26 protein-coding genes and 1 riboswitch are annotated in these 25,995 nt (G+C 68.9%); of the genes, 11 read left to right on the top strand and 15 right to left on the bottom strand.

The features are described from left to right. Nucleotides 1–5 precede the first annotated feature (5 nt). The 3 genes from ACIPEK_RS10520 to ACIPEK_RS10510 all read right to left on the bottom strand — a co-directional run bounded on the left by ACIPEK_RS10520 (nucleotide 6) and on the right by ACIPEK_RS10510 (nucleotide 3,290). A complete protein-coding gene (locus ACIPEK_RS10520; protein WP_383074219.1) occupies nucleotides 6–863 on the bottom strand; it encodes a carbohydrate ABC transporter permease in 858 nt (285 codons plus the stop codon). Continuing rightward, nucleotides 860–1,855 carry a carbohydrate ABC transporter permease gene (locus tag ACIPEK_RS10515; RefSeq protein WP_383074217.1) on the bottom strand — a complete coding sequence of 332 codons (996 nt, stop codon included), beginning with the start codon at nucleotides 1,853–1,855 and terminating at the stop codon, nucleotides 860–862. Before ACIPEK_RS10515 ends, ACIPEK_RS10520 begins: the two co-directional genes overlap by 4 nt. Nucleotides 1,856–1,988: 133 nt before the next feature. Beyond that, nucleotides 1,989–3,290, bottom strand: coding sequence for a sugar ABC transporter substrate-binding protein (locus tag ACIPEK_RS10510; RefSeq protein WP_401993331.1), 1,302 nt, complete (start codon nucleotides 3,288–3,290; stop codon nucleotides 1,989–1,991). A 279-nt stretch (nucleotides 3,291–3,569) separates the two neighbouring features. On the opposite strand from ACIPEK_RS10510, the gene ACIPEK_RS10505 reads away from it, so the two are divergent. Beyond that, nucleotides 3,570–4,334 carry a GntR family transcriptional regulator gene (locus ACIPEK_RS10505; protein ID WP_327372104.1) on the top strand — a complete coding sequence of 255 codons (765 nt, stop codon included), beginning with the start codon at nucleotides 3,570–3,572 and terminating at the stop codon, nucleotides 4,332–4,334. 80 nt (nucleotides 4,335–4,414) lie between these two features. Here ACIPEK_RS10505 and ACIPEK_RS10500 read toward each other — a convergent pair whose 3' ends face one another. Next, nucleotides 4,415–4,669, bottom strand: coding sequence for a hypothetical protein (locus ACIPEK_RS10500; RefSeq protein ID WP_401993328.1), 255 nt, complete (start codon nucleotides 4,667–4,669; stop codon nucleotides 4,415–4,417). A 261-nt stretch (nucleotides 4,670–4,930) separates the two neighbouring features. Between ACIPEK_RS10500 and ACIPEK_RS10495 the strand changes: the two genes are divergently transcribed. The 4 genes from ACIPEK_RS10495 to ACIPEK_RS10480 all read left to right on the top strand — a co-directional run bounded on the left by ACIPEK_RS10495 (nucleotide 4,931) and on the right by ACIPEK_RS10480 (nucleotide 10,672). Further along, entirely contained in the window at nucleotides 4,931–5,185 is a 255-nt protein-coding gene (locus ACIPEK_RS10495; protein ID WP_093900524.1) for a DUF3311 domain-containing protein, read from the top strand. Further along, entirely contained in the window at nucleotides 5,182–6,819 is a 1,638-nt protein-coding gene (gene mctP / locus ACIPEK_RS10490) for a monocarboxylate uptake permease MctP (protein ID WP_401993324.1), read from the top strand. Before ACIPEK_RS10495 ends, mctP begins: the two co-directional genes overlap by 4 nt. 142 nt (nucleotides 6,820–6,961) lie before the next feature. Then, nucleotides 6,962–7,103: riboswitch (cobalamin riboswitch) on the top strand. A 138-nt stretch (nucleotides 7,104–7,241) separates the two neighbouring features. Then, nucleotides 7,242–9,653, top strand: coding sequence for a ribonucleoside-diphosphate reductase subunit alpha (locus ACIPEK_RS10485; RefSeq protein WP_401993321.1), 2,412 nt, complete (start codon nucleotides 7,242–7,244; stop codon nucleotides 9,651–9,653). Continuing rightward, entirely contained in the window at nucleotides 9,653–10,672 is a 1,020-nt protein-coding gene (locus tag ACIPEK_RS10480) for a ribonucleotide-diphosphate reductase subunit beta (protein WP_401993318.1), read from the top strand. The genes ACIPEK_RS10485 and ACIPEK_RS10480 overlap by 1 nt, the downstream gene beginning before the upstream one ends. Here ACIPEK_RS10480 and ACIPEK_RS10475 read toward each other — a convergent pair. Further along, nucleotides 10,669–10,881: a hypothetical protein gene (locus ACIPEK_RS10475; RefSeq protein ID WP_401993315.1), complete on the bottom strand. Its 213-nt coding sequence runs from the start codon at nucleotides 10,879–10,881 to the stop codon at nucleotides 10,669–10,671. The two genes, ACIPEK_RS10480 and ACIPEK_RS10475, sit on opposite strands and share 4 nt — an antisense overlap. Nucleotides 10,882–10,962: 81 nt before the next feature. Here ACIPEK_RS10475 and ACIPEK_RS10470 point away from each other — a divergent pair, with 81 nt between their 5' ends. Beyond that, nucleotides 10,963–11,937, top strand: coding sequence for a GlxA family transcriptional regulator (locus tag ACIPEK_RS10470; protein WP_401993312.1), 975 nt, complete (start codon nucleotides 10,963–10,965; stop codon nucleotides 11,935–11,937). Between the two features lie 305 nt (nucleotides 11,938–12,242). Here the strand turns inward: ACIPEK_RS10470 and ACIPEK_RS10465 are convergent, their stop codons facing one another. The 9 genes from ACIPEK_RS10465 to ACIPEK_RS10425 form a co-directional block, all read right to left on the bottom strand. Further along, nucleotides 12,243–12,980, bottom strand: a complete 738-nt coding sequence (locus ACIPEK_RS10465) for a D-Ala-D-Ala carboxypeptidase family metallohydrolase (RefSeq protein WP_401993309.1) — start codon at nucleotides 12,978–12,980, stop codon at nucleotides 12,243–12,245. 169 nt (nucleotides 12,981–13,149) lie between these two features. Continuing rightward, nucleotides 13,150–13,788 carry a peptide deformylase gene (gene def, locus ACIPEK_RS10460; protein WP_401993307.1) on the bottom strand — a complete coding sequence of 213 codons (639 nt, stop codon included), beginning with the start codon at nucleotides 13,786–13,788 and terminating at the stop codon, nucleotides 13,150–13,152. Nucleotides 13,789–13,893: 105 nt separating this feature from the next. After that, nucleotides 13,894–14,886, bottom strand: coding sequence for a tetratricopeptide repeat protein (locus ACIPEK_RS10455; protein WP_401993304.1), 993 nt, complete (start codon nucleotides 14,884–14,886; stop codon nucleotides 13,894–13,896). 91 nt (nucleotides 14,887–14,977) lie between these two features. Next, on the bottom strand, nucleotides 14,978–16,270 hold the full coding sequence (locus ACIPEK_RS10450) for an HD-GYP domain-containing protein (RefSeq protein ID WP_401993301.1): 1,293 nt from the start codon (nucleotides 16,268–16,270) through the stop codon (nucleotides 14,978–14,980). Continuing rightward, complete coding sequence (locus tag ACIPEK_RS10445; protein ID WP_401993298.1) at nucleotides 16,267–17,712, bottom strand: HD-GYP domain-containing protein; 1,446 nt, start codon at nucleotides 17,710–17,712, stop codon at nucleotides 16,267–16,269. Before ACIPEK_RS10445 ends, ACIPEK_RS10450 begins: the two co-directional genes overlap by 4 nt. Nucleotides 17,713–17,866: 154 nt before the next feature. Beyond that, nucleotides 17,867–18,187: a mycothiol system anti-sigma-R factor gene (gene rsrA / locus ACIPEK_RS10440; protein ID WP_114246548.1), complete on the bottom strand. Its 321-nt coding sequence runs from the start codon at nucleotides 18,185–18,187 to the stop codon at nucleotides 17,867–17,869. Beyond that, nucleotides 18,184–18,840, bottom strand: a complete 657-nt coding sequence (locus tag ACIPEK_RS10435) for a sigma-70 family RNA polymerase sigma factor (protein ID WP_189273941.1) — start codon at nucleotides 18,838–18,840, stop codon at nucleotides 18,184–18,186. The genes rsrA and ACIPEK_RS10435 overlap by 4 nt, the downstream gene beginning before the upstream one ends. Before the next feature lie 321 nt (nucleotides 18,841–19,161). Next, a complete protein-coding gene (locus tag ACIPEK_RS10430) occupies nucleotides 19,162–19,830 on the bottom strand; it encodes an alpha/beta family hydrolase (protein ID WP_401993295.1) in 669 nt (222 codons plus the stop codon). Nucleotides 19,831–19,850: 20 nt separating this feature from the next. After that, the gene (locus ACIPEK_RS10425; protein WP_401993292.1) at nucleotides 19,851–20,666 is read right to left on the bottom strand and encodes an SOS response-associated peptidase; all 816 of its coding nucleotides are present in this window, start codon (nucleotides 20,664–20,666) and stop codon (nucleotides 19,851–19,853) included. A gap of 65 nt (nucleotides 20,667–20,731) precedes the next feature. On the opposite strand from ACIPEK_RS10425, the gene ACIPEK_RS10420 reads away from it, so the two are divergent. The 4 genes from ACIPEK_RS10420 to ACIPEK_RS10405 all read left to right on the top strand — a co-directional run bounded on the left by ACIPEK_RS10420 (nucleotide 20,732) and on the right by ACIPEK_RS10405 (nucleotide 24,299). Then, on the top strand, nucleotides 20,732–21,445 hold the full coding sequence (locus ACIPEK_RS10420) for a M50 family metallopeptidase (protein ID WP_401993289.1): 714 nt from the start codon (nucleotides 20,732–20,734) through the stop codon (nucleotides 21,443–21,445). A gap of 103 nt (nucleotides 21,446–21,548) precedes the next feature. Then, a complete protein-coding gene (gene aroA / locus ACIPEK_RS10415) occupies nucleotides 21,549–22,865 on the top strand; it encodes a 3-phosphoshikimate 1-carboxyvinyltransferase (RefSeq protein ID WP_401993286.1) in 1,317 nt (438 codons plus the stop codon). 3 nt (nucleotides 22,866–22,868) lie between these two features. After that, nucleotides 22,869–23,885 carry a ribosome small subunit-dependent GTPase A gene (gene rsgA / locus ACIPEK_RS10410; protein WP_401993283.1) on the top strand — a complete coding sequence of 339 codons (1,017 nt, stop codon included), beginning with the start codon at nucleotides 22,869–22,871 and terminating at the stop codon, nucleotides 23,883–23,885. A 90-nt stretch (nucleotides 23,886–23,975) separates the two neighbouring features. Further along, a complete protein-coding gene (locus tag ACIPEK_RS10405; protein ID WP_114246542.1) occupies nucleotides 23,976–24,299 on the top strand; it encodes a multidrug efflux SMR transporter in 324 nt (107 codons plus the stop codon). Nucleotides 24,300–24,420: 121 nt separating this feature from the next. Here the strand turns inward: ACIPEK_RS10405 and ACIPEK_RS10400 are convergent, their stop codons facing one another. Further along, complete coding sequence (locus tag ACIPEK_RS10400) at nucleotides 24,421–25,035, bottom strand: TetR/AcrR family transcriptional regulator (protein WP_401993280.1); 615 nt, start codon at nucleotides 25,033–25,035, stop codon at nucleotides 24,421–24,423. Nucleotides 25,036–25,156: 121 nt separating this feature from the next. Here ACIPEK_RS10400 and hisN point away from each other — a divergent pair, with 121 nt between their 5' ends. Further along, complete coding sequence (gene hisN, locus ACIPEK_RS10395; RefSeq protein ID WP_383076891.1) at nucleotides 25,157–25,957, top strand: histidinol-phosphatase; 801 nt, start codon at nucleotides 25,157–25,159, stop codon at nucleotides 25,955–25,957. Nucleotides 25,958–25,995: the final 38 nt, after the last annotated feature.

Genomic DNA, 25,995 nt, shown 5'->3' with positions numbered 1-25,995 from the left:
TGGCGTTATCCCTTCACGGCGCCGGAGGTGAGGCCGGTCGCCATGTACTTCTGGACCAGCAGGAAGAAGGCCACGACCGGGATGGCGATCAGCGTCGAAGCCGCCATCAGCGCGCCGTAGTCGATGCCTCGCGAGGTGGTGAAGTTCATCAGCCACACGTTGAGCGTGTATTTGTCGTTGTCCTGCAGCACGACGTAGGCGAGCAGGTACTCGTTCCAGGCCGTGATCAGCGAGAAGATGGACGCAGCGGCGAGGCCGGGGGCCAGCAGGGGGAAGGTGACGCGCCAGAACGCTCCCATCCGGCTGCAGCCGTCGACCATGGCCGACTCTTCGAGTTCCTGCGGAATGTTGATCACGAAGCCGCGGATCATCCACGTCGCGAACGGCAGGGTGGAGACGAGGTAGATGACGATGACGCCCCAGTACTCGTTGAGTCCGCCGAGGTCGTTGAGCTGGATGTAGATGGGGATCAGCATGGCCGTCGGGGGCAGCAGCTGGACGACGAGCAGCACGATCATGAAGAACTTGCGCCCGCGGAAGCGGAAGCGGCCGATGGCGAACGCCGCGATCGTGGCCAGCAGCATGCCGCCGAGGACGGCGACGCCGCACACGATGAGGCTGGATTCGATGGCCGTACCGAAGTTCGGCTGCTTGATGGCCCGGGAGAAGTTGTCGAAGGTGATCGACGTCGGCCAGAGCGTCTGGTCGTAGCTGCGGATCTCGGCGTTGGGCCGCAGGGAGCTGACGATCAGCCAGTAGACCGGGAACGCCATCAGCACGAAGGCGACGAGACCCGCGATGTTGTAGCCGATGCGGTGCTTCTTGCGGTCCGGGCGGAGGACCTGGGGGGTGGAGGTACTCACTCGACCTCTCCGATCTTGAGCAGCTGGCGCAGGTAGTACACGGCGACGCCGGACAGCAGCAGGACCGTGATGAGTGAGATGGCGGCGCCCTGGCTGAACGAGTTGGACTCGAATGCCTTCTCGAACGAGTAGATACCGAGGACGGAGTACTCGGGTTCCGGCTTGTTGCCGCGCATCAGGAAGATCTGGCCGAAGACGTTGAAGTCCCAGAGCACGGACAGGGTGGCGACCATCTGGAAGACCGGCTTGATGACGGGCCAGGTGACGAAGCGGAAGACGCCGAAGGTGCCGGCTCCGTCGAGCGAGGCGGCTTCTTCGAGCTCCTTGGGAACCTGCGTCAGCGCGGCGTACAGGGTCACGGAGACGAAGGGAACAGCGCCCCAGACCACCACCGCACCGATGATGACGAAGCCCTGCTTGGGGTCCAGGAACCAGTTGTGGCCCTGTGCGTCGATCCCGAAGTATTTGGTCAGCACCATGTTCAGGACGCCGTAGTCGGAGTCCGCGAACCACCGGAAGATGGAGGTGGCCACGAGGAGCGGCATGGACCAGGCGGCGACCAGCGCGGCGGTCAGCAGGAGCCGTACCCACGTGGACATCCGCTGCATGAGCATGGAGAGGCCCAGGCCGACGGCCATGGTCGCGGCGACGCAGACGACCATGAAGACGATGGTCCGCAGGACGACGTTCCAGAACTCGCCGTCTCCGAGGATGTTGGTGAACTGGTCGAAGCCCACCCACGGAGCGGCATCTCCCGACCACAGCTCACGGCGGCCCACGTCCTGGAAGGACATGATGACCGTCTTGATGAAGGGCCAGACGAACACGGCGGCGATCGCGATGAACGCCGGAGCTATCAGGAGGTACGGCAGCAGAGCGCCGGCCTTCCGCCGTGGACGATTCACGTTCTTCGCAGGCTGAGGTTGCGTCCCCTCAGGGGCCCGCGGGACGGACACCGGCGGGTCGGCTGCTTTCATATCGGCGGCACTCACTGTGCTGGCCTTCCGTTCGGACCTGGTACCGGAGGACGGGGATGGCAGCTCCTTTCGGACTGCCACCCCCGCAGATGATCATTTGAGTCGATGGTTCATAAACTCACCGGCTCGAATTCCGTGAGCCGGAGGCTCAGGACTCCTTGTTGATCATCGAGTCGATCTCCGCGTCGGCCGCCTTCGTGGCATCCGCGACCGACTTGCCCTTGATGATGTCGAGCAGCATGATCTCGAGCGTTTCCTTCTTCTCGATCGCCGTCCAGCCCGGGGCGATCGGCGTGAACCAGGCGTCCGGCACGGCGTTGGCGATGGCCGCGGTCTCCGGCTTGGCCTTCAGCGGCTCAAGCTGCTTGGTGTTGTTCGGAAGGATGTTCTTGGAAGCGAGCACTTCTTCGGACTTCTCGCTGGTGAACATCGAGATCCACTCCTCGCCGAGATCCTGGATCTTGGACTTGGAGATGGTGGCCAGGTCGGAGCCGCCGATGAAGGACGGGAGGGCCTTGCCGTTCGGGCCGGGCATACCCGCCGTGGCGATCTTGCCTTCCAGCTTCGGGTTGCCGTTCGCCTTGGAGTCGACGACGCTGCCGGCTTCCCAGCCGTTGCCGTAGAGAAGCGCGGTCTTCTCGTTGGCCATGACGTTGGCGTGGTCCGCCTCGTCCTTGGTCTTGTCTCCGTGGTTGTACTTCTTGACCAGCTCGACGAAGTCCGTGATGCCCTTCTGGGCCTCGGGGGTGGAGAGGGTGGACTTCCACTCCTTCTTGCCCTCGTCGTACTTGGCTATCCGGCCGCCCTCGGCTGCGACATAGGACATCGCGGCGTACCAGTACCGACCCGGCAGGTACAGCGGCGAGAACGCCTTGTCCTTGCCGTACTTCGTGCCGATCTTGTCGAGCGCGGCGGTCAACTCGTCCTGCGTGGCGGGGAGGGTGTCCTTGCCGGTGCCGGCCTTGAACATGTCCTTGTTGTAGATCGCTACGCGGGCGCCCGCGTAGTAGGGCACGCAGTACTGCTTGCCCTCGAAGGCACAAGTGTCCTTCAGACCCTTGATCCAGGTGTCCGAGTTCTCGTACTTCTTCGGGTCGATCTCGCCGAGAGCCCCGTTGAGGATGTACGTCATGGTCTCGGTGTTACCGAGCTCGACGACGTCCGGGAACTTGTCACCGGCCAGAGCGGCGTCGAGCTTCTTGGCCTTGTCCGCCCACGTCTGGTACTGGACATTGACCTTGACGTTGGGGTACTTCGCCTTGAACTGGCTGTTGACATCCTTGACCAGTTCGGGCCAGGTGCTCTGCGCGTCCGACATCAGCCAGACGGTGAGCGTCTCCTTACGGTCCTTCGGGTCCTTGGACGAAGTCTTGTCGTCGTTCGAACCACACGCTGCGATCGAGACCAACATGCCCGCGACGCCGATCGCCGCGATGAGCTTGCGCTTCACGCCACCCTCCTCAGGGATGCTGCAACCCCTCCCCACCGCGAAGACCGTCGACGAGTACTGCTGGGGCTGGGACCTGGTCTTTAATGGTTTAGACCAGTACCGGGAGCTTGGCCTAGACCTTTTGGGGTGTCAAGGGTGTATAAGAAGTGCACTCGCGTCCGTTACAGGACCGACACCTGAGGGGGGGCGACGAGTCGTGACCGGACCGTGCCACCATGTGAGCCGCGACAGACGGAGGAGCCGGTGACGGCAGCAACGCAGCAGTCGGGAAGGCGGGCCATGGGTGCCGACGGGGGCAGTACGGAGAACGAGACGGGCGCGACCACGCGGACGGCGCGCGTACCGAAGTACTACCGGCTGAAGCGACATCTCCTCGACATGACGGACACCATGCCGCCGGGCACCCCTGTGCCGCCCGAGCGGACCCTGGCCGCCGAGTTCGACACCTCGCGCACGACCGTGCGTCAGGCGCTCCAGGAGCTGGTCGTCGAGGGCCGGCTGGAGCGCATCCAGGGCAAGGGCACCTTCGTCGCCAAGCCGAAGGTCTCACAGGCCCTGCAACTCACCTCCTACACCGAGGACATGCGCGCCCAGGGCCTGGAACCGACATCCCAGTTGCTGGACATCGGCTACGTCACGGCCGATGACACGCTCGCCGGTCTGCTCGACATCACCGCCGGCGGCCGAGTGCTGCGGATCGAGCGGCTGCGGCTCGCCAGCGGGGAGCCGATGGCGATCGAGACCACCCACCTTTCGGCCAAACGCTTCCCCGCGCTGCGCCGTTCGCTGGTGAAGTACACCTCGCTCTACACAGCACTGGCGGAGGTGTACGACGTACGACTGGCCGAGGCCGAGGAGACCATCGAGACCTCGCTCGCCACCCCGCGCGAAGCCGGACTGCTCGGCACGGACGTGGGCCTGCCGATGCTGATGCTGTCCCGGCACTCGCTCGACGGGCGGGGCGAGCCGGTGGAATGGGTGCGCTCGGTGTACCGCGGCGACCGGTACAAGTTCGTGGCGCGACTCAAGCGGCCCACGGACTAGACATATTGATCACGCAGGGGCCCCTGCTCCGCGGACCCCGGTCCGCGGAGCAGGGGCCGGTCAGTGCCACGCACCCACCCTCAGGCGCAGCGGTACTCCGTGGTGTCCACATAGACCTGACGGTCGGAAACAATCTTGTAGACCTTGTACTGGCCGTACCGGAAACCGTTGGCAGCAATGAACTCCTTCTCCAGGAACCGCTGCCACCGGACCCCCGCAGAGTCCGTGTTGCAGCAGGAGGACGGGCAGCCCTTCCCCCCGTAAAGCCGGCCGGTGCGGCCAGGGCCGGCGAGGACATCGCAAACGCCGGCGCCCGCCGGTTGGACCACAGCCAAGGAAAGGTCCACACCAACCCGCCACTCGCCGCGGCTTTTCGCGAGCGAAGCGACCCGTGCCACATCATCGTTCGGGGTTCGCACGCTTGCTCGACAGAATCTGCCCGCCGGGGTGAACCGGGGTGGGCCCGCCCCCGTGATACCTACCGATGCATCACCGTTGCCGGACCGCGATGCGGACAGGGGATGACGATGGCCGGAAGCCTCCCCTAGATTTCGTGCGCATCGACCAGGTGATCAGCGAGGGGACGGAGTCGCCGCATGCCAGCAGGCCCAGAAGGAAAACCACCCACCGTCACACCCGTGCGGGTGGTCATCGCCCTCTGTCTCATCGCGCCGTTCGTGGCGATGCTCTGGGTGAGTTCATACGCGAAGGTGGACCCCACCTTCATCGGCATTCCGTTCTTCTACTGGTACCAGATGCTCTGGGTGCTGATCTCCACCGCGCTCACGATGATCGCGTACAAGCTGTGGCAGCGTGACCAGCGCGCCCGCAAGGGGGGTGCGTCGGCATGAAGGACGGCGTGAACGGCGTCGCGCTCGGCGTCTTCATCTTCTTCTTCCTGGCCGTCACGGTCATGGGCTTCCTGGCGGCGCGCTGGCGGAAGGCCGAGAACGACGCCAGCCTCGACGAATGGGGCCTGGGCGGACGTTCGTTCGGCACCTGGGTCACCTGGTTCCTGCTCGGCGGCGACCTGTACACCGCGTACACCTTCGTCGCCGTGCCCGCGGCGATCTACGCGGCGGGCGCGGCAGGCTTCTTCGCAGTGCCGTACACCATCCTCGTGTACCCGCTGATCTTCACCTTCCTGCCTCGGCTGTGGTCGGTCTCGCACAAGCACGGGTACGTGACCACCTCGGACTTCGTCCGCGGGCGCTTCGGCTCGAAGGGGCTCTCGCTGGCGGTCGCCGTCACGGGCATCCTCGCCACGATGCCGTACATCGCGCTCCAACTCGTCGGCATCCAGGCCGTGCTGGACGTGATGGGCGTGGGCGGTGGAGAGAACACCCACTGGTTCGTCAAGGACCTGCCGCTGCTGATCGCGTTCGCGGTGCTCGCCGCGTACACCTACTCGTCCGGTCTGCGGGCGCCGGCGCTGATCGCGTTCGTCAAGGACGGACTGATCTACCTGGTCATCGTGGTGGCGATCATCTACATCCCGATCAAGCTCGGCGGCTTCGACGACATCTTCGCCAAGGCGGGCGATGCGTTCTCCCAGACCAACCCGGCAACCGGCAAGCCGCGTGGCGCGCTCGCGCCGGGTGAAGCGGGCCAATGGGGTTACGCCACACTGGCGCTGGGATCGGCGCTGGCGCTGTTCATGTATCCGCACTCGATCACGGCGACGCTATCCAGCCGCAGCCGCAATGTGATCCGGCGCAACACCACGATCCTGCCGCTGTACTCGCTGATGCTGGGCCTGCTGGCACTGCTCGGCTTCATGGCGATCGCCGCCGGGATCAAGGTGGACAACGGGCAGTTGGCCATCCCCCAGCTGTTCGAGAACATGTTCCCCGACTGGTTCGCAGGGGTCGCGTTCGCCGCCATCGGCATCGGCGCTCTGGTGCCCGCCGCGATCATGTCGATCGCCGCGGCGAACCTCTTCACCCGCAACATCTACAAGGACTTCCTCAAGCCGGACGCGACCCCGGAACAGGAGACCAAGGTCTCCAAACTGGTGTCGCTGCTGGTGAAGGTCGGCGCGCTCGCCTTCGTCCTCACCATGGACAAGACGGTCGCGATCAACTTCCAGCTGCTCGGCGGCATCTGGATCCTCCAGACGATGCCGGCCCTGGTCGGCGGCCTGTTCACCCGCTGGTTCCACCGCTGGGCACTGCTCGCGGGCTGGGCGGTCGGCATGGTGTACGGGACGGTGGCCGCGTACGGGGTCGCCAGCCCGACCCAGGCGCACTTCGGCGGGTCGTCCAAGGAGATCCCGGGCATCGGCGAGATCGGCTACATCGGCCTGACCGCGTTCGTGCTGAACGTGGTGGTGACGGTGGTGCTCACCTTCGCCCTGAACGCCGTGAAGGCACCCGCCGGTATCGACGAGACCTCCCCGGCCGACTACACGGCCGACGCGGGCGACAAGGGCGTCCAGGTGGAGCTCCCGCCGGCCACTGCGGGGGCCCCGGGCGGCGGCCACTGACGACCGCTCCCACAGCCGTACGACGGCCCGTCGAGGCCCCTCCAGCGGGGCGCGGCGGGCCGTCCGTGCGCTCAGCGGCGGGCCGTACGCGCGTTCCGAATTCCGTTGCGCGACACAACATGTGGGGGCTGTCTCATCGGACGGCCCCCACATGTATGCTCGTGCTCGCTGTCGCCGCAGGGAAATCCGGTGCGAATCCGGAACTGTCCCGCAACGGTGTATTCGGTGTGCTTTTGCGCACCCTCAAGTAAGTCCGAGGACCTGCCGACAGCGCATCCGGCTCGACCGAACCGGATGCCAGACGTCCGGGCCTCGCGGATGGGCCGGTGGACGCCGTAATGAGTGCTGCCCCGACGCGGGCCCGCCTCTGCCCGGCTGCCCCGCTCCCCGCCGGCCCCGAGCCGAGCGAGGGAGAGCACCACGTGACCATCGCGCCAGCCGATCCGGCTTCAGTCGCCGTGTCCGAAGCGGCCGAGTCCGAGGGAACCGCACACGACGGACCGGGGACCGCACTGCTGCGGACCCTGACCGACCTCACCGTCGATCTGCCCGACACCGACCCCGGTCGCGTCGCCGCCGCCGCGCTGCGCGGCCGTAGCGCCCGGTCGGACGCGGCGGAGTTGCGCTCGCTGGCAACGGAGGCCGCCGCGGGGCTGATCTCCGAGGACCCCGCCTACTCCCGGCTCGCGGCCAGGCTGCTGACCCGCACCATCGCGGACGAGGCGGCGGGCCAGGGCGCGGTCTCCTTCTCCGCCTCGGTCGCCGTCGGGCACCGCGAGGGCCTGATCGCGGACCGTACCGCCGAGTTCGTCGCGCTGCACGCGGCCGCACTCGACGCGCTGGTGGAGCGTTCGCTCGCCGACGACGCCGACGACCGCTTCGGTTACTTCGGGCTGCGGACCCTGCACAGCCGCTATCTGCTGCGCCACCCGCACACCCGCCAGATCATCGAGACACCGCAGCACTTCATGCTGCGCGTCGCGGCCGGGCTCGCCGAGGACAACTCGAAGCGTGCCCTGAACGAAGTCGCGGCACTGTACGGGCTGATGAGCCGGCTCGACTACCTGCCGTCCTCGCCGACCCTGTTCAACTCGGGCACCCGGCATCCGCAGATGTCCTCCTGCTATCTGCTGGACTCCCCGCTCGACGAGCTCGACTCGATCTACGACCGCTACCACCAGGTGGCGCGGCTCTCCAAGCACGCGGGCGGAATCGGTCTCTCGTACTCCCGCATCCGCGCCCGCGGTTCACTGATCCGCGGCACCAACGGGCACTCCAACGGCATCGTGCCGTTCCTGAAGACGCTCGACGCCTCCGTCGCCGCGGTCAACCAGGGCGGCCGCCGCAAGGGCGCCGCCGCCGTCTACCTGGAGACCTGGCACGCGGACATCGAGGAGTTCCTGGAGCTGCGCGACAACACGGGTGAGGACCAGCGGCGTACGCACAACCTCAACCTGGCGCACTGGATCCCGGACGAGTTCATGCGCCGGGTCGACGCGGACGGCGACTGGTCGCTGTTCTCGCCCGCCGATGTGCCCGAGCTGGTCGACCTGTGGGGCGACGAGTTCGACGCCGCGTACCGGGCAGCCGAGGCCAAGGGGCTGGCCCGCAAGTCGATGCCGGCCCGTGAACTGTACGGCCGGATGATGCGTACCCTCGCGCAGACCGGCCAGGGCTGGATGACGTTCAAGGACGCCTCCAACCGGACCGCGAACCAGACCGCCGAGCCGGGCCGCGTCGTCCACTCGTCGAATCTGTGCACCGAGATCCTCGAAGTCACCGATGACGGCGAGACGGCCGTCTGCAACCTGGGTTCGGTCAACCTCGGTGCGTTCGTCGCCGACGGTGGCATCGACTGGGAGCGGCTGGACGCGACCGTCCGCACCGCCGTGACCTTCCTCGACCGGGTCGTCGACATCAACTTCTACCCGACCGAGCAGGCCGGCCGGTCCAATGCGAAGTGGCGCCCCGTCGGCCTGGGTGCGATGGGTCTGCAGGACGTCTTCTTCCAGCTGCGGCTGCCGTTCGACTCCCCCGAGGCCCGCGCGCTCTCCACGAAGATCTCCGAGCGGATCATGCTCGCGGCGTACGAGGCGTCCTGCGAGCTCGCCGAGCGCTCCGGCCCGCTGCCCGCGTGGTCACAGACGCGTGCCGCGCGCGGTGTGCTGCACCCCGACCACTACGACACCGAGCTGAACTGGCCGGAGCGCTGGGACGCGCTGCGCGCCCGGGTCGCGAAGACCGGGATGCGCAACTCGCTGCTGCTCGCCATCGCGCCGACGGCGACGATCGCGTCGATCGCAGGTGTCTATGAGTGCATCGAGCCGCAGGTCTCCAACCTCTTCAAGCGCGAGACGCTCAGCGGTGAGTTCCTCCAGGTCAACGCATATCTGGTGGATGAGCTGAAGCAGCTCGGCGTGTGGGACGCGCGGACCCGTGAGGCACTGCGCGAGGCGAGCGGCTCCGTGCAGGGCTTCGCCTGGATCCCGGAGGATGTGCGGGCGCTGTACCGCACGGCGTGGGAGATCCCGCAGCGCGGTCTGATCGACATGGCGGCAGCCCGTACGCCGTTCCTCGACCAGAGCCAGTCGCTGAACCTGTTCATGGAGACGCCGACGATCGGCAAGCTCTCCTCGATGTACGCGTACGCCTGGAAGCAGGGGCTGAAGACGACGTACTACCTGCGCTCGCGCCCGGCGACCCGGATCGCCCGTGCGGCCTCCGGCCGGGCCGGGGCCGCCGCCCCCATTCCCGTGCAGCAGGCCCAGACTCCCGACGCGGACGCGATCGCCTGCTCCCTCGAAAACCCCGAGTCCTGCGAGGCCTGTCAGTGATGAGCTCCACCAACTCCGAGAAGAACCTGCTCGACCCCGGCTTCGAACTGACCCTGCGCCCCATGCGCTACCCGGACTTCTACGAGCGCTACCGCGACGCGATCAAGAACACCTGGACGGTGGAGGAGGTCGACCTCCACTCCGACGTCGCCGACCTCGCCAAGCTTTCCCCCGGCGAGCAGCACATGATCGGCCGGCTCGTCGCGTTCTTCGCGACGGGCGACTCGATCGTCTCCAACAACCTCGTGCTGACGCTGTACAAGCACATCAACTCCCCCGAGGCGCGCCTGTATCTGTCGCGGCAGCTCTTCGAGGAGGCCGTGCACGTCCAGTTCTATCTGACGCTGCTGGACACCTATCTGCCCGACCCGGACGACCGTGCCGCCGCGTTCGACGCGGTCGAGGAGATTCCGTCCATCCGTGAGAAGGCGCGGTTCTGCTTCAAGTGGATGGATTCGGTCGAGAAAATCGACCGGCTGGAGACGAAGGCCGACCGCCGTCGCTTCCTGCTGAACCTGATCTGCTTCGCGGCGTGCATCGAGGGTCTGTTCTTCTACGGCGCGTTCGCGTACGTCTACTGGTTCCGCTCGCGGGGTCTGCTGCACGGGCTCGCCACGGGCACCAACTGGGTGTTCCGTGACGAGACGATGCACATGAACTTCGCGTTCGAGGTCGTGGACACCGTTCGCAAGGAGGAGCCGGACCTCTTCGACGACGAGCTCCAGCAGCAGGTCACCGACATGCTGAAGGAGGCTGTCGACGCGGAGCTGCAGTTCGGCCGGGATCTGTGCGGCGACGGGCTGCCGGGCATGAACACCGAGTCCATGCGCCAGTACCTGGAGTGTGTGGCCGACCAGCGGCTCACCCGGCTGGGCTTCCCGGCGGTCTACGGCTCCGAGAACCCGTTCTCGTTCATGGAGCTGCAGGGCGTGCAGGAGCTGACGAACTTCTTCGAGCGTCGGCCGTCCGCCTACCAGGTGGCGGTGGAGGGCTCGGTCGCCTTCGACGACGACTTCTAGATCCTGGCCCAGCTTCTGAGGTAGGGGCGCCGCGCAGCCGTCACCGGCTGCGCGGCGTCCGCCGTTTCCGGGGGTGCCTCCCTCCGCTCCCGTTCCGCTTCCCGCAGCTCGCGGTCGATGCGGCGCTCCCGGGCGAGCCCGGCGAGGGTGGTCAGCAGGACGAGAGCGATAAGTGCTGTTATGCCCAGGACGTTCAGGAATGCGTTCATGGCTCTACTCTCGTCCGCGCGGACGGATTCCGGCAGTGGCAGGACTGTCATAGACCATCGAATTACTGCCACACTGGCTTCATGCTGAACAATGTGGCCGCCCTGCTGCTCGACGAGGTCCACCCCTTCGAGCTCGGCGTGCTGTGCGAGGTCTTCGGCCTCGACCGCAGCGACGAGGGCCTGCCGGTCCACGATTTCGCCGTGGTCTCCGCCGAGGGCCCGGTGCTGCAGACCCATGCCGGGTTCACCATCAGTACGCCGCACGGCCTCGACCGTCTGGACGAGGCCGACCTCATCGCCGTGCCGGCCGGCAGCCACTTCATCGAGCGGGACTACCCCGAAGAGATCCTCGACGCCCTGCGCCGGGCGGTGGAGCGGGGTGCACGCGTGCTGAGCGTCTGCTCCGGCGCGTATGTGCTCGGCGCGGCCGGACTGCTGGACGGGCGCCGCTGCACCACCCACTGGCGCCACGCCTCGGAGCTGGCCCGCCGCTTCCCGCGGGCCGTCGTCGAACCCGATGTGCTGTACGTGGACGAGGGCCCGGTCATCACATCGGCCGGTACGGCGGCCGGGATCGACGCCTGTCTGCATCTGGTCCGGCAGGCGTACGGCCCCGATGTCGCCAACGCGATCGCCCGCCGCATGGTGGTGCCGCCGCACCGGGACGGCGGGCAGGCGCAGTACATCAAGCGGCCGCTGCCCCGCACCCGGTGCGACACGGTCGGCGAGACGCTGGCCTGGATGGAGCGCCACCTCGATCAGGAGATGACCGTCGAACAGCTCGCCGTACAGGCGCACATGTCGCCGCGCACCTTCGCCCGTCGCTTCCAGCAGGAGACGGGCACCACTCCGTACCGCTGGCTGCTCCGCCAGCGGGTGCTTCTGGCGCAGCATCTACTGGAGACATCCGATGAGACGGTGGACACGATCGCCGGTCGCACCGGCTTCGGAACTGCCGCCGCGCTGCGCCATCAGTTCGTACGATCGTTGGGCACCACTCCAAATGCGTACCGTCGCACCTTCCGCGGCCCGAGCACTATGACCGAAGTGGCCTGATCCATAACGGACCTGAGGCCCAATCATTCGCCCAGCCATTGCGCACACCTGTCCATGGACCACGGCCCCCGCGACGCGCAAAATGCGAGGGCACTCGGCGGCCGTGGCCCCGCCCGAGGTGCTGCTCACGCTGCGTGAATGGCGGGGATGCCAGGGCGGGTTCACGCTCACCGACCGGGCGAGGATCGTGCCAAACTCCGGACGACGGGCTCGGCGCGGCTGACGGCGAAGACCGCCTGACGCGGCGCGCGGAAGGGCCCCGTACGCCGGTTCGGGACGGACCGGCGTACGGGGCCCCTTGTGTGTCAGATGCCGCAGTTCGGCGCCGCCCAGAAGTGGCTGGGGCCCTGGTTGACGTGGACGTGGTCGCCGTGGTCCGGGTAGCCCGGGCCGAGGATCCCGTTGAAGCCGTGGTTGCGGGCCTCCTTGGCGAGGGTGCACAGGGCGTGCGGTCCGGCGCCGAGATCGGCGGCGTCCCCGTACAGATGACGGCTGTTGGACGCGCCGCCGACCGCACTGTTGCAGGAGGTGGAGCGGAAGCCGCTGGTGATCCGGATCGACTGGTCACCGAGCGCGTGCCGCAGCGCCTCCAGCTTCCACATGGTGCTCAGGGCATTGGCCTTCGCCGTGCCCGCCGCGACGGCACCACCCGCCCAGGTCGTATTGCACTGGTTGTGCTCGGCATAGGTGAAGTGGACCGGGGTGCAGTCGTTGTCCTGGAGCTCATAGATCTTGGCCTGGGTGGCCGGGCCCGCGATGCCGTCGGCGGCGAGGCCGTAGGCGGCCTGGAAGCGCTTGACGGCGGCGGTGGTGGCCGGCCCGTAGGAGCCGTCGACGGCGAGCACGGAGTTGTAGCCGGGGTAGCCGGCCACCCGTATCTGGAGCTGGACGACGTCATTGCCGGTGGCGCCGGGGGACAGTGTGCGGGTCCAGGTGTAGCAGCCGTCGGCCTGTGCGGTGCCGGCGGTCACCACGGCCCCGCCCAAGGCGAAAGCCATGGCCATGACAAGACCCAGCAGGAGTCGTGCGGTGCGTCTGAGCATGGAGGCTCCCTACCATGACGGAGATGTGGTGAGAGAGCTTGTCGGACGAGTCGACGCGCGTCAACTACGCATGGAACAACGGCAGTTGACGGTCCGCCGAGGGGCGGAAACGGCGGGCCCGGGCCGCCCTCGCAAGGGAGACCGGGCCCGCCCGGTGGCAACCGGATGCTCAGTCGTTCGGCACGGTCTCGTAGCGCGGTGTGTTCTCCGCCATCTGCCGCAGCGCGTCCTTGCGGTCCCGCTTCGAGAGCCGGTCGATGTACAGGTATCCGTACAGGTGGTCCGTCTCGTGCTGGAGGCAGCGGGCGAAGTAGCCGTTGCCGCGGATCTTGACCGGGTTGCCCTTGGCGTCCTGCCCGCGGACCACCGCGTAGTCCGGGCGGGCCAGCGAGGCGTACGCCGTCGGGACGGAGAGGCAGCCCTCGTTGGAGTCGTCCAGGACCCGGTTCTCGGGCGCCAGCTCCTCCAGCACCGGGTTGCAGACGGCGCCCACGTGCCGCACACCGTCGTCGTCCGGGCAGTCGTAGACGAAGACCTTCAGATCGACGCCGATCTGGTTGGCGGCAAGACCCACGCCCTCCGCCGTCCGCTGGCTCGTGAACATGTCGTCGATCAGCCGGCCCAGCTCGTCGTCGAACTCGGTGACGTCCTTGCACTCCTTGTGCAGCACCGGGTTGCCCACGACCGTGATCGGACGGGAGGTGCCGCGCTCACGATGTGCCGCCTCGCGCGCCTCACAGTCCTCGGTGTCCACGACGAAGCCTTCGTCGTCGACGCTGATCTGCTCGTCCGTCTCCTGCTGCGCCATGTCCGCCGTACGCCTTCCTCAAAACCTGAAACCCGGACGTCCGATGGACCGGGTCCCGGGCACCCGAGCACCGCGATCGGTGCCCGTACAGCCTACGGGCACCGATCAGCAGACTTCTTCGAGATCCCGCCACTCACGGCTGTCCGGGCTGTCCGCCACCCAGCCGTCCAGCAGTCCGCGCACCAGCCCGGCCGGTGCCGCTATCCCGCACTCGCGCTCGGGCACCCACAGCTCACCGGCGGTGCGGTGCCCCAGCGGGCCCGGATGCCCCGGCTCGCTGTGGTCGTGCGGGTCCAGGTGCTCGCCGTCGCCCTCGTCGCTCTCCATCCGGCTCTCCGAGCAGGCCCTGCAGAGCAGCCGCACGGAGGACGACCAGTCCTCGGCGGCGAACCCGGCGTCGGACGCCAGCTGCTCCAGGGCGTCCCGGTCCGCCTCGGTGGCCGCTTCGAGCAGCACGACCCAGGTGGGTACGGGGGACGGCGCCCACAGCTCGATCTCGTCGAAGACGGGGTACGAGGGGCCGGCTGCGGTGACCCGCTCTCCGTGCGGCACGCCGTCGTGCAGGACGACCTCGCCCCAGCGGCGGCCGGACGACGGCAGCGGGATGGAGAGCACTTCCGTCCGGGCCGGATCGAGCCTGCGGCCCCAGACGACCTCGGCCTCGCCCTCCGGCGACAGCCGTACCGCGGCGCTGCCCAGCTCCATGCCGACCGGCTCGCTGTTGGCCGCCGAGGTGTACTGGCCCGCGCCCGGCACCTTGAGGCCGTACGCCTGCCAGGCCCTGCGCGCCAGCGGCCAGTCCTGCAGTGCGGTGGCGGCGATCCCGACGTTCCACCAGTCGGGAGCACCGGATTCCTTGTCGAGCAGCGCGACGGCTCTCAGGCCGGCGGCTCTCGCCTGTTCCCAGTCGTGCCGGAATTTGTGCAGCAGTGCCAGGTTGAACCACGACTCGGAGAGCCAGGGTTCCAGGTCCGCCGCACGTGTCAGCAGCGCGCCCGCGTCCTCGTACCGGCCGTCGCCGATCAGCGTGAACGCGCGGTCCGTGGCCTGCCGCCAAGAGGCGGAGGGCCGATGCCGTACCTTCCCGAAGATCCTCACGATTCCCGCCTGTCCCGACTGGACACCCTCGTTTTCCACTCTTCTTCGCATCCAACCATGCCGGGCCGGACACCCGCTCATTACCCATGGGTTACCCAGGCAGAACGGGGGTCGGACCGCCCCTGGCCAGGACCCTTGCCAGGGATTCCACGACCTCGGGCTGATAGTCGTGACCGGTACCGAGCCTGAGTTGTTCCAGCGCACCCAGCGGCCCGATGAGACTTTCCCCGGAGAGGTCGTCGTATGCGTTCACGACCCTGACGATCCTGGCGGACAACGGCTGCTCGCGATAGGGGTCGGCCTGCCGTTCCACCACGACGGCAACCTCGGTGTCCACCCCGGTCTGCCGGACGACGGCCCCTCCGAGCAGCGCGATGCGTCGCTGCTCGGCGGCGGGCAGGGTGGCCGTCGCTCCGTCCGGGACCGGGTCGACGAGGGAGAGCTGGCCGATGTCGTGCATCAGGGCCGCGTACTCCAGCACGGTCAGCTCGCTCCCGGAGAGCCCCAGCTCACGCCCGACGGCCGTGCAGAGTACCGCGACCCTGCGGGCATGCCCGTGCAGGGTGTATCCGGCGATCTCGGTGGACCGGGCGAGCGAGGTGATCGTCTGCCGGTAGGTGGTGCGCACGGCGACGAACCGGCGGAACGAGACCTGGGTCAGCAGCAGCGGTACGCACAGGACGGGCAGCGCCCACAGCCCGGCGACGGCGACCCCGAGGGCCATCACGACCCCGGTCGCGCAGACCGCCGAGCCGATGCCGATCAGGGCGCGCAGCTCGTCGCGGAGCAGCGGCCCGTACGGGAGGGGGGTGCCTCCCATGCTCTTGAAGCCATGGGGGACGGTGCGCGAGCGCAGCAGCAGGGCGGCGAGCACGGCGTCGCACAGGGCGGTCAGGGCGAGGAGCAGGAGCATGAAGAGCACGTAGTACGGGCCTTCGCCGAACCAGTCCGCGGTGCGGCCGGAGTTGTACAGCGGCTGGAAGCACACGGCGGCGAAGGTGACGGTCAGGATGCGGCGGGCCACCCGGTCGGGCGCGGGTCCGCTGCCGCGTGCCACATGGGGCACACAGGCGACGAGCAGTGCCGCGACGAGTACGGCTACCACCTGGAGGACGCCGTGGGTGGTGGGTGCGCCGCCGCTGCGGCCGAGGAGGGCGTACGCGAGTGCGCCGGCGGCTCCGAGCGGCGCGGGCTCGCGCTCGCCGGGCAGCGCGCCCCAGCGGGCCAGTTCACCGACGGTGATGAGCACCCCGAAGGCGAGGGCGTGTCCGGGTTCGTGGACACCGTCCCAGAGGGTGTGGCCCAGCCCGGCGACGGCGAGCATCGCAGCTGCGCCGCGGACGGCGAGGACGACGGGGGGCAACCGCGACCCGGCCCGGGTCATCGGCCCCGGTCCGCGGACGGCTGCGGACCGGGGCTGCCGGGGCCGTCCGGCGGCTGAGGACGGACCAGTCCCCGGACGGCCCCGGCACCCCCGCCCGCCGCCTCCCTCCGCGGCCGCCACATCGCCTCGTCCGCCGTCACCACCACTGTCGCCGCCGACCACCCGTGCCGGTCCACCGCCCGCACCAACGCCCGCACCATCTGCGGATCGAACTGCGTACCCGCACACCGCTTCAGCTCTTCCAGCGCCGCGGGCACCGGCCTCCCCCGCCGGTACGACCGGGTCGACGTCATCGCGTCGAAGGCGTCCGCCACCGCGACGACCCGTGCGAACTCGGGGATCTCCCGCCCTCTGAGCCCGTACGGGTAGCCGCTGCCGTCGAGCCGTTCGTGGTGGTGCAGGATCGCGGCCCGCGCCTCGCCGAGGAAGCCGATGCCGCGGACGATCTCGTGCCCGTACTCCGGATGCAGTTCGATCACCCGCCGCTCCTGAGGGGTGAGCGGTCCGTCCTTGCGGAGCACCCGGGTGGGGACGCCGAGCTTGCCCACGTCGTGCAGGATGCCGGCGAACCGGAGAACCTCCAGCCGGCCCTGGTCCATGCCCAGTTCGCGGGCGATGAGGACGCAGGCCTGCCCGACCCGTTCGCTGTGGCCGCGGGTGTACGTGTCCTTGATGTCGACTGCCTGTACCAGTGCCCTGATGGTGGCGCGGTGGGCGGCGTGCTCGCGGTGGTACTGGGCGAAGACCCAGCAGGAGATGTACATCGGCAGCAGGACGATGAGCGCGGACAGCGGCCCGTACGGACCGCGCCACAGGACGGCCATCATCAGCCCTGCGAGGCCGTGCACCAGATGCGGTCCCAGCGAGCGGGACAGCAGTCCGCTCCAGGCACGCCGGACGGGCAGCCGTTCGGCCGCGACCAGGATGGAACCGTCCAGAACGGTCAGGACGAGACTGAAGACCAGGACGGCGACACAGGCGGGCAGCAGGGCGTACGGGAGGTCGGGGAGCCGGCCGGGGCCGGTACCGGTGCCGGTGCCGCCGAGCGTGGCGGCGCCGCCGAGCAGACCGTGTACGGACGAGGCCGCCCAGACGGTGACGGCGAGCTGCGCGGTCCGCCAGACACGCCGTGCGGTGGCGGGCGGGGCCTCCACCGGGCCGACGAGTGATCCGGGGATCGCGACCAGGGCGGCCGCGGCCGGCGGCAGCAGAAAGGCGGCGGCGAGCAGCAGCGGAAAGAACGATCCGGGGCCGATCGGCACGGAGCTGCCGAAGAAGGGGCAGCGCCCGGGGAGTTCACAGACCAGATAGAGCCCGGTGAGCAGTCCGACGGTGGCCCACGGGGTCCCGGCGCCCGTTCCCAGCGCGGGGAGCACACATGACAGGGCGCCGACCGCGGCCGTCAGAATGTACGCGCGCGCCGTCCCGCGTGTGGCTCCCACCCGCCCCGCTCGCCCCCCAACATGGTCAATGAAGGCGCCAGGCTAGCGAGTTGTGTTTCCCGTCGAGCGTCGATGAGCCCGATTAGCACATTCGGGTGATATGCGCGGGACGCGGGCGGTACGGGGCGCGGCTACGAGTGACGGCCGCCGGGAGTCACTCCTTGGCGACGGTCGGCTGACCGGTCTCCGACGCCGTCACGTCCTGCTCGGGCACTGCCTGCCCCGAGCGGATCAGGTCGATCCGGCCCATCACCTTCGAGCGCAGATCGGTGGGCACGTCGTCCTGGCCGCAGCAGCGCTTCACCAGCTTCTTGACGGCCTGTTCCAGGCCGTACTTCTCCAGGCACGGGGAGCACTCCTCGAAGTGCACCTCGAACTTGGAGCAGTCGCTGTCGGGCATCTCGTGGTCGAGAAACTCGTAGAGATGATCGAGGACCTCTGAGCAGTCCGTCTCGTGCGGCTCTCCGCAGCTCATGAGCCCGAGCCTTTCCGATCGTCCGACTCTCCGGCACCGGCCGGGACGAGCCCGCGCTCACGGGCGTAGTCCTCCAGCATGCCGCGCAGTTGGCGGCGGCCCCGGTGCAGTCGGGACATCACCGTACCGATGGGAGTCCCCATGATGTCCGCGATCTCCTTGTAGGCAAAGCCCTCTACATCGGCGAGATACACGGCGATGCGGAACTCTTCGGGGATCGCCTGCAGAGCGGACTTCACATCCGAGTCGGGAAGGTGGTCGAGAGCCTGCGACTCCGCGGAGCGCAGACCGGTCGACATGTGCGACTCGGCGCGCGCCAGCTGCCAGTCCTCGATCTCCTCGGCGGCGCTGCGCTGAGGTTCGCGCTGCTTCTTGCGGTACGAGTTGATGAACGTATTGGTGAGGATGCGGTACATCCACGCCTTGAGGTTGGTGCCCTCACGGAACTGGTGGAAGGATCCGTACGCCTTGGCATACGTCTCCTGGACCAGGTCCTCGGCGTCTGCGGGGTTGCGCGTCATGCGCAGCGCGGCCGAGTACATCTGGTCGAGGAAACCGAGAGCGTCCCGCTCGAAGCGCGCGTTGCGCTCGGCAGTCGTCTCCTGTGCGCGGCCGTCGTCGGTCCCTGTGTCGGTCCCAGTGACCGGACCCACCTCCTCCAACGCTGTGGCGGAGCCGAAACCGGACCCGCTCGAATCGGAGAATAGTCGACCTTGCTTCGAGACGGGCTGTCGATCCGATCCGCTCAGTGCCCGCTCGGGAGTGGTCTTGGCCGCATGCAGGACCGTCCACTCCAGGTCAGCGGCGTTCGAGCGGCGCGGGCAGATGGTCGAACCCATGCGACGGACTCCCTCTCCACGTACGACGTTGATGTACCGATGTCAGCCACAACAGTGGCCCCTCGCTCAACATTCCCGGGGGTGTGCCCGGGCCGCCGCCGTGGCTGTGACCGGCCCCACCCGCAGGGGCGTACGTCAGACGAGGGTGGACAGCCACGCGGTCACGGCGGCGGTGAGGATCTCCATCGCCTGATCCTCGGTCAGGCCGGACTTCTTCGGTACGGCGAACCCGTGGTCGCCGTACGGCACCTCGGTGATCTCGTACTCCCCCGGAGGGAACTCGGCGGGCCGCCCGAACGGGTCATTGCCGCCCTGCACGACGAGCGTGGGTACTCCGCACCCGAGGAGCTCGTCCTTGCGGGACTTCTCCGGCTTCCCCGGCAGATGCAGCGGAAAGCTGAGCGCGAGGACGGCATGGGCGCCGAGCTCCGCCGCCGTACGGCAGGCCACCCGTGCCCCTGCGCTGCGCCCTCCCGCGACGACGGGCAGCCCCGCGGCGGTGAGCGCGGGCCACAGGCCCCGCCATCCGGTGTCCAGGGTCTTCGGGGCGGGCGCGATTTTCTTGCCGGCGACCCGCCACGGCTGCTCCACGAGGGCGACGGTCACCCCGTGGGCGGGCAGCGCGGCGGCCAGGGCGCGCAGGTCGCGGGTCTCGATGCCGCCACCCGCGCCATGGCCGACCGCGAGCACCAGGCGTGCGTTCTTCGCGTTCTCGGCGGGCAGCCAGGTGATCCTGGCCGGCCCGGCCTCCGTGTCGACCGTCTCGGCCCTGCGGCCTGTCTCTGCAGTACTCACGCACCCCATCCTGCCCGGTCACAGGAGGCTCAGAAGAGCGTGTTCGCTTCCGGCGCGGCCAGCTCCTCCAGCAGCTCGGGACCGTTGTTTCGGACGTTGCTGACGGCCGTGGCCACCGGATAGGCCCGCATCAGCCCGCCCGGCGGCGGTGTGAGCAGCCCCTTCAGCTCCTCGATGTCGGTGCGCGACGGGTCGAGCCAGGCGTCCCACCGGTCCGGGGTCAGCATCAGCGGCATCCGGGGGTGGATGTCGGCGAGTGCGGCCGGGCCCTCGGCAGGGGCGACGGCGAGCGGGGTGGTCTCCGCCTCGGTCGTGATCACCGAGCAGGTCACCCACCAGGCCATCGGATGATCGTCCGGCAGTGTCCGGTCGCGCCAGAACTCGTACAGTCCGGCCATCGCGAAGACCGATCCGTCGGCGGGTGTCACGAAGTAGGGCTGCTTGCGCGGCCGCTTCTTCTTCCCCTTCTCCTCCAGCTGCCGCTCATCCGCACCGGTGACCCACTCGTAGTAGCCGTCCGCGGGCAGGATGCAGCGCCGGGAGACGAAGGGGCGGCGGAAGGACGGCTTCTCGTGGACAGTCTCCGCACGGGCGTTGATCAGGCGTGCGGCACCCTCGGGGGACTTCGCCCACGACGGTACGAGCCCCCATTTCAGGGCGCGCAGCTGGCGAACCGGACGCTGATCATCTGCGTCTTTCACAGGACGTTCCAGTACGGCGTAGACCTCCTTGGTCGGCGCCACGTTCCAATCGGGCGCCAAGGTCTCCGCCGGTTCCCACTTCTCGACCTGGAAAAGTCCGGTCAGATCCTCGGGCCGCCGACTCGCTGCATACCGTCCGCACATAAGTGCCAGACTGCCACGACCGTCACGACGACAAGACGCCGATACCGCAAGGAGCCGCCCACACCATGGACAGCACCGATCTGGGCAATCTGTGGGACCGCGTCTTCGGCACCCAGCCCGCACCCGAGCAGTGGCTGGTGGTGGTGACCGGAACGCTCGCACTGATCGCCGTCGTACCGAACCCGATATGGCGGCTGAGCCGCAACGCGATCACCATCGCGCACGAGGGCGGGCACGGGCTGATCGCCCTGCTCACCGGACGACAGCTGTCCGGCATCCGGCTCCACTCGGACACCAGCGGGCTGACGGTCAGCCGCGGCAAGCCGACCGGCATCGGGATGATCCTGACCGCGGCTGCGGGCTACACCGCCCCGCCGCTGCTGGGGCTGGGCGGGGCGTGGCTGCTGGTCGACGGCAGGATCACGCTGTTGCTGTGGGTGGCCACCGCACTGCTCGCCGTGATGCTGGTGATGATCCGCAATGTGTACGGGGCACTGACGGTGATCTTCACCGGATCGGCCTTCCTGCTGGTGTCCTGGCTCGCCTCGCCCGCCGTGCAGTCGCTGTTCGCATACACCGTGGTCTGGTTCCTGCTGCTCGGCGGCGTACGCCCGGCCTTCGAGCTCCAGTCGAAGCGGCGGCACGGCGGTGCGCCGGACTCGGACGCGGACCAGCTGTCGCGGCTGACGGATGTGCCGGCCGCGCTCTGGCTGTTCCTCTTCCACGCGGTGTCGCTCTGCTCGATGATCGGCGGCGGGCGCTGGCTGCTCGGCATGTGAGTGCCGGTGGCACCCCGCGACACCTACCACGCTTGCGTTACGTACCGGTTTCGTCTTATTTGATCGAGATTCGGGTTTGCGGTGAGCCACTAAAGTGAGGTTCATGACCGAAAGTGCCGTGCACCCCGCCCTCTGGCCCGCCCCCCGAGCGAGCGACGCCGTCGACGCGACCGTCACCGTGCCCGGATCGAAATCGGTCACCAATCGCGCCCTCGTCCTCGCCGCTCTCGCCGCCGAGCCCGGCTGGCTGCGCCGCCCGCTGCGCTCCCGCGACACCCTGCTGATGGCCGAGGCGCTGCGCGCGATGGGCGTCGGCATCGAGGAAGGCGTCGGCCCGGACGGCGCCGGCGAGGCCTGGCGGGTCATCCCCGCCGGGCTGCACGGCCCCGCCACGATCGATGTCGGCAATGCCGGGACCGTCATGCGCTTCCTGCCGCCGGTCGCGGCCCTCGCCGACGGCCCGATCCGCTTCGACGGCGACGCCCGTTCGTACGAACGCCCGCTCAACGGCGTGATCGACGCGCTGCGCGTACTGGGAGCCCGGATCGACGACGACGGGCGCGGCTCGCTGCCGCTGACCGTGCACGGCGGCGGTGCCCTGGACGGCGGACCGGTGTCGATCGACGCCTCCTCGTCCTCCCAGTTCGTCTCGGCGCTGCTGCTGTCGGCGCCGCGCTACAACCAGGGGGTGGAGGTGCGCCACACCGGCGCGAGACTCCCCTCCATGCCACACATCCGGATGACCGTCGACATGCTGCGGGCCGTCGGCGCCCAGGTCGACGAGCCGGAGACGGGCGGCGAGCCGAACGTATGGCGGGTCTCCCCCTCCGCCCTGCTCGGCCGCGATCTGACCGTCGAACCCGACCTCTCCAACGCCCAGCCGTTCCTCGCCGCCGCACTGGTCACCGGCGGCCGGGTCACCATTCCGGACTGGCCCGAGCGCACCACCCAGCCCGGTGACGCCCTGCGGGAGATCCTCACCACGATGGGCGGCAGCTGCGAGCTGACCGAGCACGGCCTCACCTTCACCGGTTCGGGCCGTATCCACGGCATCGACGTCGACCTCGGCGAGGTCGGCGAGCTGACCCCGGGCATCGCGGCGCTCGCGGCCCTCGCCGACGGCCCGTCCACCCTGAGGGGTGTCGCTCATCTGCGGCTGCACGAGACGGACCGGCTGGCCGCGCTCACCAAGGAGATCAACGAGCTCGGCGGCGACGTCACCGAGACCGCCGACGGGCTCCACATCCGGCCCCGGCCGCTGCACGGCGGTACCTTCCATACGTACGACGACCACCGGATGGCAACCGCGGGGTCGATCATCGGCCTTGCCGTCCCCGGAGTGGAGATCGAGAACGTGGCGACAACCGCCAAGACCCTGCCGGACTTCCCGCAGATGTGGACCGGAATGCTCGGGGCCTGAGACATGCGCCGCTACGGCAAGAACCCCGACGAGGACGACATCCGGTTCCGCCCCAACCCGAAGGGCAACCGGCCTCGCACTCATACCCGCCCGAAGCACGAGGACGCCGAGGAGGGCATGGTTCTCACCGTCGACCGCGGCCGCCTCACCTGTCTCGTCGACGACCGTACGGTCATGGCGATGAAGGCCCGTGAGCTGGGGCGGAAGGCCGCCGTGGTGGGTGACACCGTCTCCATCGTCGGCGATCTGTCCGGCGACAAGGACACCCTCGCCCGCATCGTCCGCATCGGTGAGCGCCGCTCGGTGCTGCGCCGGACCGCGGACGACGACGATCCGTACGAGCGGGTGGTCGTCGCCAACGCCGACCAGCTGGCGATCGTCACCGCACTGGCCGATCCGGAACCCCGCCCGCGGATGATCGACCGCTGTCTGGTCGCCGCGTACGACGGCGGGCTCTCCCCGCTCCTGGTGCTGACCAAGTCCGATCTGGCCTCCCCGGACAAGCTGCTGGAGGCGTACACCCCGCTGGGCGTCCCGTTCATCGTCACCAGCCGCGAGGAGCTGGAGAACGGCGACGCGGCGGAGCGGGTCCGCGAGCAGCTGCACGACCGGGTCACCGCGTTCGTCGGGCACTCCGGTGTCGGGAAGACGACGCTGGTCAACGCACTCGTGCCGAAGGACCGCCGGCGTACCACCGGGGTCGTCAACGCGGTCACCGGCCGTGGCCGGCACACCACCACATCGGCGCTGGCGCTCCCCCTGCCCGACTACCGCGGCTGGGTGATCGACACCCCCGGTGTGCGCTCCTTCGGGCTCAACCACATCGACCCCTCCCGGGTGATCCACGCATTCTTGGACCTGGAGCCGGGCACCGAGGACTGCCCGCGCGGCTGCACCCACGACAGCAATCAACCGGAATGCGCCCTGGACGCCTGGGTGGCGGACGGCCACGCAGATCCGGCGCGGCTGGAATCGCTGCGGCGGCTGATGTCCACCCGGGAGCGACGCGAAGGCGACTGACCCCGGCACGTTTGCGATCTGCTGCCGCAGGTAAGTGCATAATCACGCCCAGCGAGGCAAGGCGGTCACCGACGTGGGAGGGCACTGACGATGGCGTGGCTGCTGGTCGTGGTCGCAGGACTTCTGGAGACCGGCTTCGCCGTCTGTCTGAAACTCTCGCACGGGTTCACCCGGCTCTGGCCGACCGTCGCGTTCTGCGTCTTCGCCCTCGGCAGCTTCGGTCTGCTGACTCTGTCGCTGAAGAAACTCGACGTGGGGCCCGCCTACGCCGTATGGACAGGCATCGGCGCGGCGGGCACCGCGATCTACGGCATGGTCTTCCTCGACGACGTGGTCTCCACCCTCAAGCTGGTCTCGATCTCGCTGGTGATCGTCGGAGTGATCGGACTGCAGCTCTCGGGCTCGTCCCACTGACCGCGCGTCGCGCTCACACCCCGGCAATCCGTTCGCGAGAAGTGGCACGCGGCGGTGTGATCGGCGCCCGCGCCGACGTCACCCGGCCCGCGACCGCTGCTCCGCCTCGCGCACCGAGCGGTCACCCGGTAGGCCGCCACTCCACCACCTCGCGTACCAGCGGCGCCACCTCCCCCTCCGCCCCCGGGGGAGCCGGCACCAGCGCGTAACTCAGTGCGAGCCTCAGTGCGATCTCGCAGGTCGCGGCCAGTACCTCCGGGTCGTGCGGTGGCCGCCCCTCGTCGAGGGCGGCCACCGCTCGCGCTCCGACCTGGCCGAGCAGCTCGGCGGGCGTCGGCGTCCCGGCGTCGGCGCGCCGCTGGGCGGGGACGGGCGACGCGGTCGGCGCCGCGGGGTGTACGGGACGGGGTAATCGCTCACCCCAACAGCCTGTGAGTAGCCCTCTGACCAGGGCATTCGCTCGAACGGCGCGGACGGTCCAGGCGGCGGTGGCCGCCAGCCTGTCCCCCGTACCGCCTGCTGATCCCAGCGCCCGGTCGACTCCGGCCAGATAGCCGTCGGCGGCGTTCCGGACCAGGGCGCGGGCCAGGCCGTCCTTGCTGCCGAACTCGTTGTAGAGGGTCTGCCGGGAGACTCCGGCGGCGGACGCGACATCGACCATGCGCACCGCCGACCAGGGCAGGCCGGCCAACGCCGAGAGGGCGGCGTCCAGCAATGCGTCTCGCGCCGTGGGCATCATCGCCTCCCGCGCCAAGGGCTCTGCGTCCCAGAGTTGACGCGCTTGCGGGGACTGTCAATGGTCCGAGCGGCCGCAGGGTCCTGTAGCTCTGTTCACCTGCGGTCGATACTGTGACGACATGCCCGATTACCACGATGATCTACGACTCGCCCATGTGCTGGCGGACGCCGCCGACGCGGCGACGATGGACCGGTTCAAGGCTCTGGATCTCAAGGTCGAGACCAAGCCGGACATGACGCCGGTGAGCGAGGCCGACAAGGCCGCCGAGGAACTGATCCGCGGCCACCTCCATCGGGCGCGCCCGCGCGATGCGATTCTGGGCGAGGAGTACGGAATCGAGGGCACCGGCCCGCGGCGCTGGGTCGTCGACCCGATCGACGGCACCAAGAACTACGTACGCGGCGTGCCGGTCTGGGCGACACTGATCTCCCTGATGGAGGCCGGCGAGGAAGGGTTTCAGCCGGTGGTCGGCGTGGTATCGGCCCCCGCGCTGAACCGGCGCTGGTGGGCGGCGAAGGGTGCGGGGGCGTTCTCCGGCCGCAGTCTGACGTCAGCGACCCGGCTGCATGTGTCGCAGGTGGAGCGGATCGCGGACGCCTCGTTCGCGTATGCGTCGCTGAGCGGCTGGGAGGAGCAGGGCCGGCTCGACGGGTTCATGGATCTGACCAGGGCCTGCTGGCGCACTCGCGGGTACGGGGATTTCTGGCCGTACATGATGGTCGCCGAGGGGTCGGTCGACATCTGCGCGGAGCCGGAGCTCTCGCTCTGGGACATGGCCGCCAACGCGATCATCGTCCAGGAGGCCGGCGGGAAGTTCACCAGCCTGGACGGAGTGTCGGGCCCCGGCGGCGGCAACGCGGCGGCCTCGAACGGACTGCTCCACCACGAACTCCTGGGCTATCTGAACCAGCGCTACTGATCCGGATCGCGCCCCCGAGGGGCGTCGCGCACCACCGC

Source organism: Streptomyces sp. NPDC088246, from assembly GCF_044741025.1.
GTDB lineage: Bacteria > Actinomycetota > Actinomycetes > Streptomycetales > Streptomycetaceae > Streptomyces.
Note: the sequence above shows the minus strand (reverse complement) of the source record. Positions and strands in the feature narration are given on the sequence as shown.

Bases quoted from the DNA above. Each gene is read 5' to 3' on its own strand.
- ACIPEK_RS10470 (WP_401993312.1), top strand. From the start codon at position 10,963: ATGCTGAACAATGTGGCCGCCCTGCTGCTCGACGAGGTCCACCCCTTC.
- ACIPEK_RS10430 (WP_401993295.1), bottom strand. From the start codon at position 19,830: ATGGGGTGCGTGAGTACTGCAGAGACAGGCCGCAGGGCCGAGACGGTC.
- ACIPEK_RS10400 (WP_401993280.1), bottom strand. From the start codon at position 25,035: ATGCCCACGGCGCGAGACGCATTGCTGGACGCCGCCCTCTCGGCGTTG.
- ACIPEK_RS10405 (WP_114246542.1), top strand. From the start codon at position 23,976: ATGGCGTGGCTGCTGGTCGTGGTCGCAGGACTTCTGGAGACCGGCTTC.
- ACIPEK_RS10465 (WP_401993309.1), bottom strand. From the start codon at position 12,980: ATGCTCAGACGCACCGCACGACTCCTGCTGGGTCTTGTCATGGCCATG.
- aroA (WP_401993286.1), top strand. From the start codon at position 21,549: ATGACCGAAAGTGCCGTGCACCCCGCCCTCTGGCCCGCCCCCCGAGCG.
- ACIPEK_RS10495 (WP_093900524.1), top strand. From the start codon at position 4,931: ATGCCAGCAGGCCCAGAAGGAAAACCACCCACCGTCACACCCGTGCGG.
- ACIPEK_RS10505 (WP_327372104.1), top strand. From the start codon at position 3,570: ATGGGTGCCGACGGGGGCAGTACGGAGAACGAGACGGGCGCGACCACG.
- ACIPEK_RS10480 (WP_401993318.1), top strand. From the start codon at position 9,653: ATGAGCTCCACCAACTCCGAGAAGAACCTGCTCGACCCCGGCTTCGAA.
- ACIPEK_RS10450 (WP_401993301.1), bottom strand. From the start codon at position 16,270: ATGACCCGGGCCGGGTCGCGGTTGCCCCCCGTCGTCCTCGCCGTCCGC.
- rsgA (WP_401993283.1), top strand. From the start codon at position 22,869: ATGCGCCGCTACGGCAAGAACCCCGACGAGGACGACATCCGGTTCCGC.
- ACIPEK_RS10475 (WP_401993315.1), bottom strand. From the start codon at position 10,881: ATGAACGCATTCCTGAACGTCCTGGGCATAACAGCACTTATCGCTCTC.
- def (WP_401993307.1), bottom strand. From the start codon at position 13,788: ATGGCGCAGCAGGAGACGGACGAGCAGATCAGCGTCGACGACGAAGGC.
- ACIPEK_RS10420 (WP_401993289.1), top strand. From the start codon at position 20,732: ATGGACAGCACCGATCTGGGCAATCTGTGGGACCGCGTCTTCGGCACC.
- ACIPEK_RS10425 (WP_401993292.1), bottom strand. From the start codon at position 20,666: ATGTGCGGACGGTATGCAGCGAGTCGGCGGCCCGAGGATCTGACCGGA.
- mctP (WP_401993324.1), top strand. From the start codon at position 5,182: ATGAAGGACGGCGTGAACGGCGTCGCGCTCGGCGTCTTCATCTTCTTC.
- hisN (WP_383076891.1), top strand. From the start codon at position 25,157: ATGCCCGATTACCACGATGATCTACGACTCGCCCATGTGCTGGCGGAC.
- rsrA (WP_114246548.1), bottom strand. From the start codon at position 18,187: ATGAGCTGCGGAGAGCCGCACGAGACGGACTGCTCAGAGGTCCTCGAT.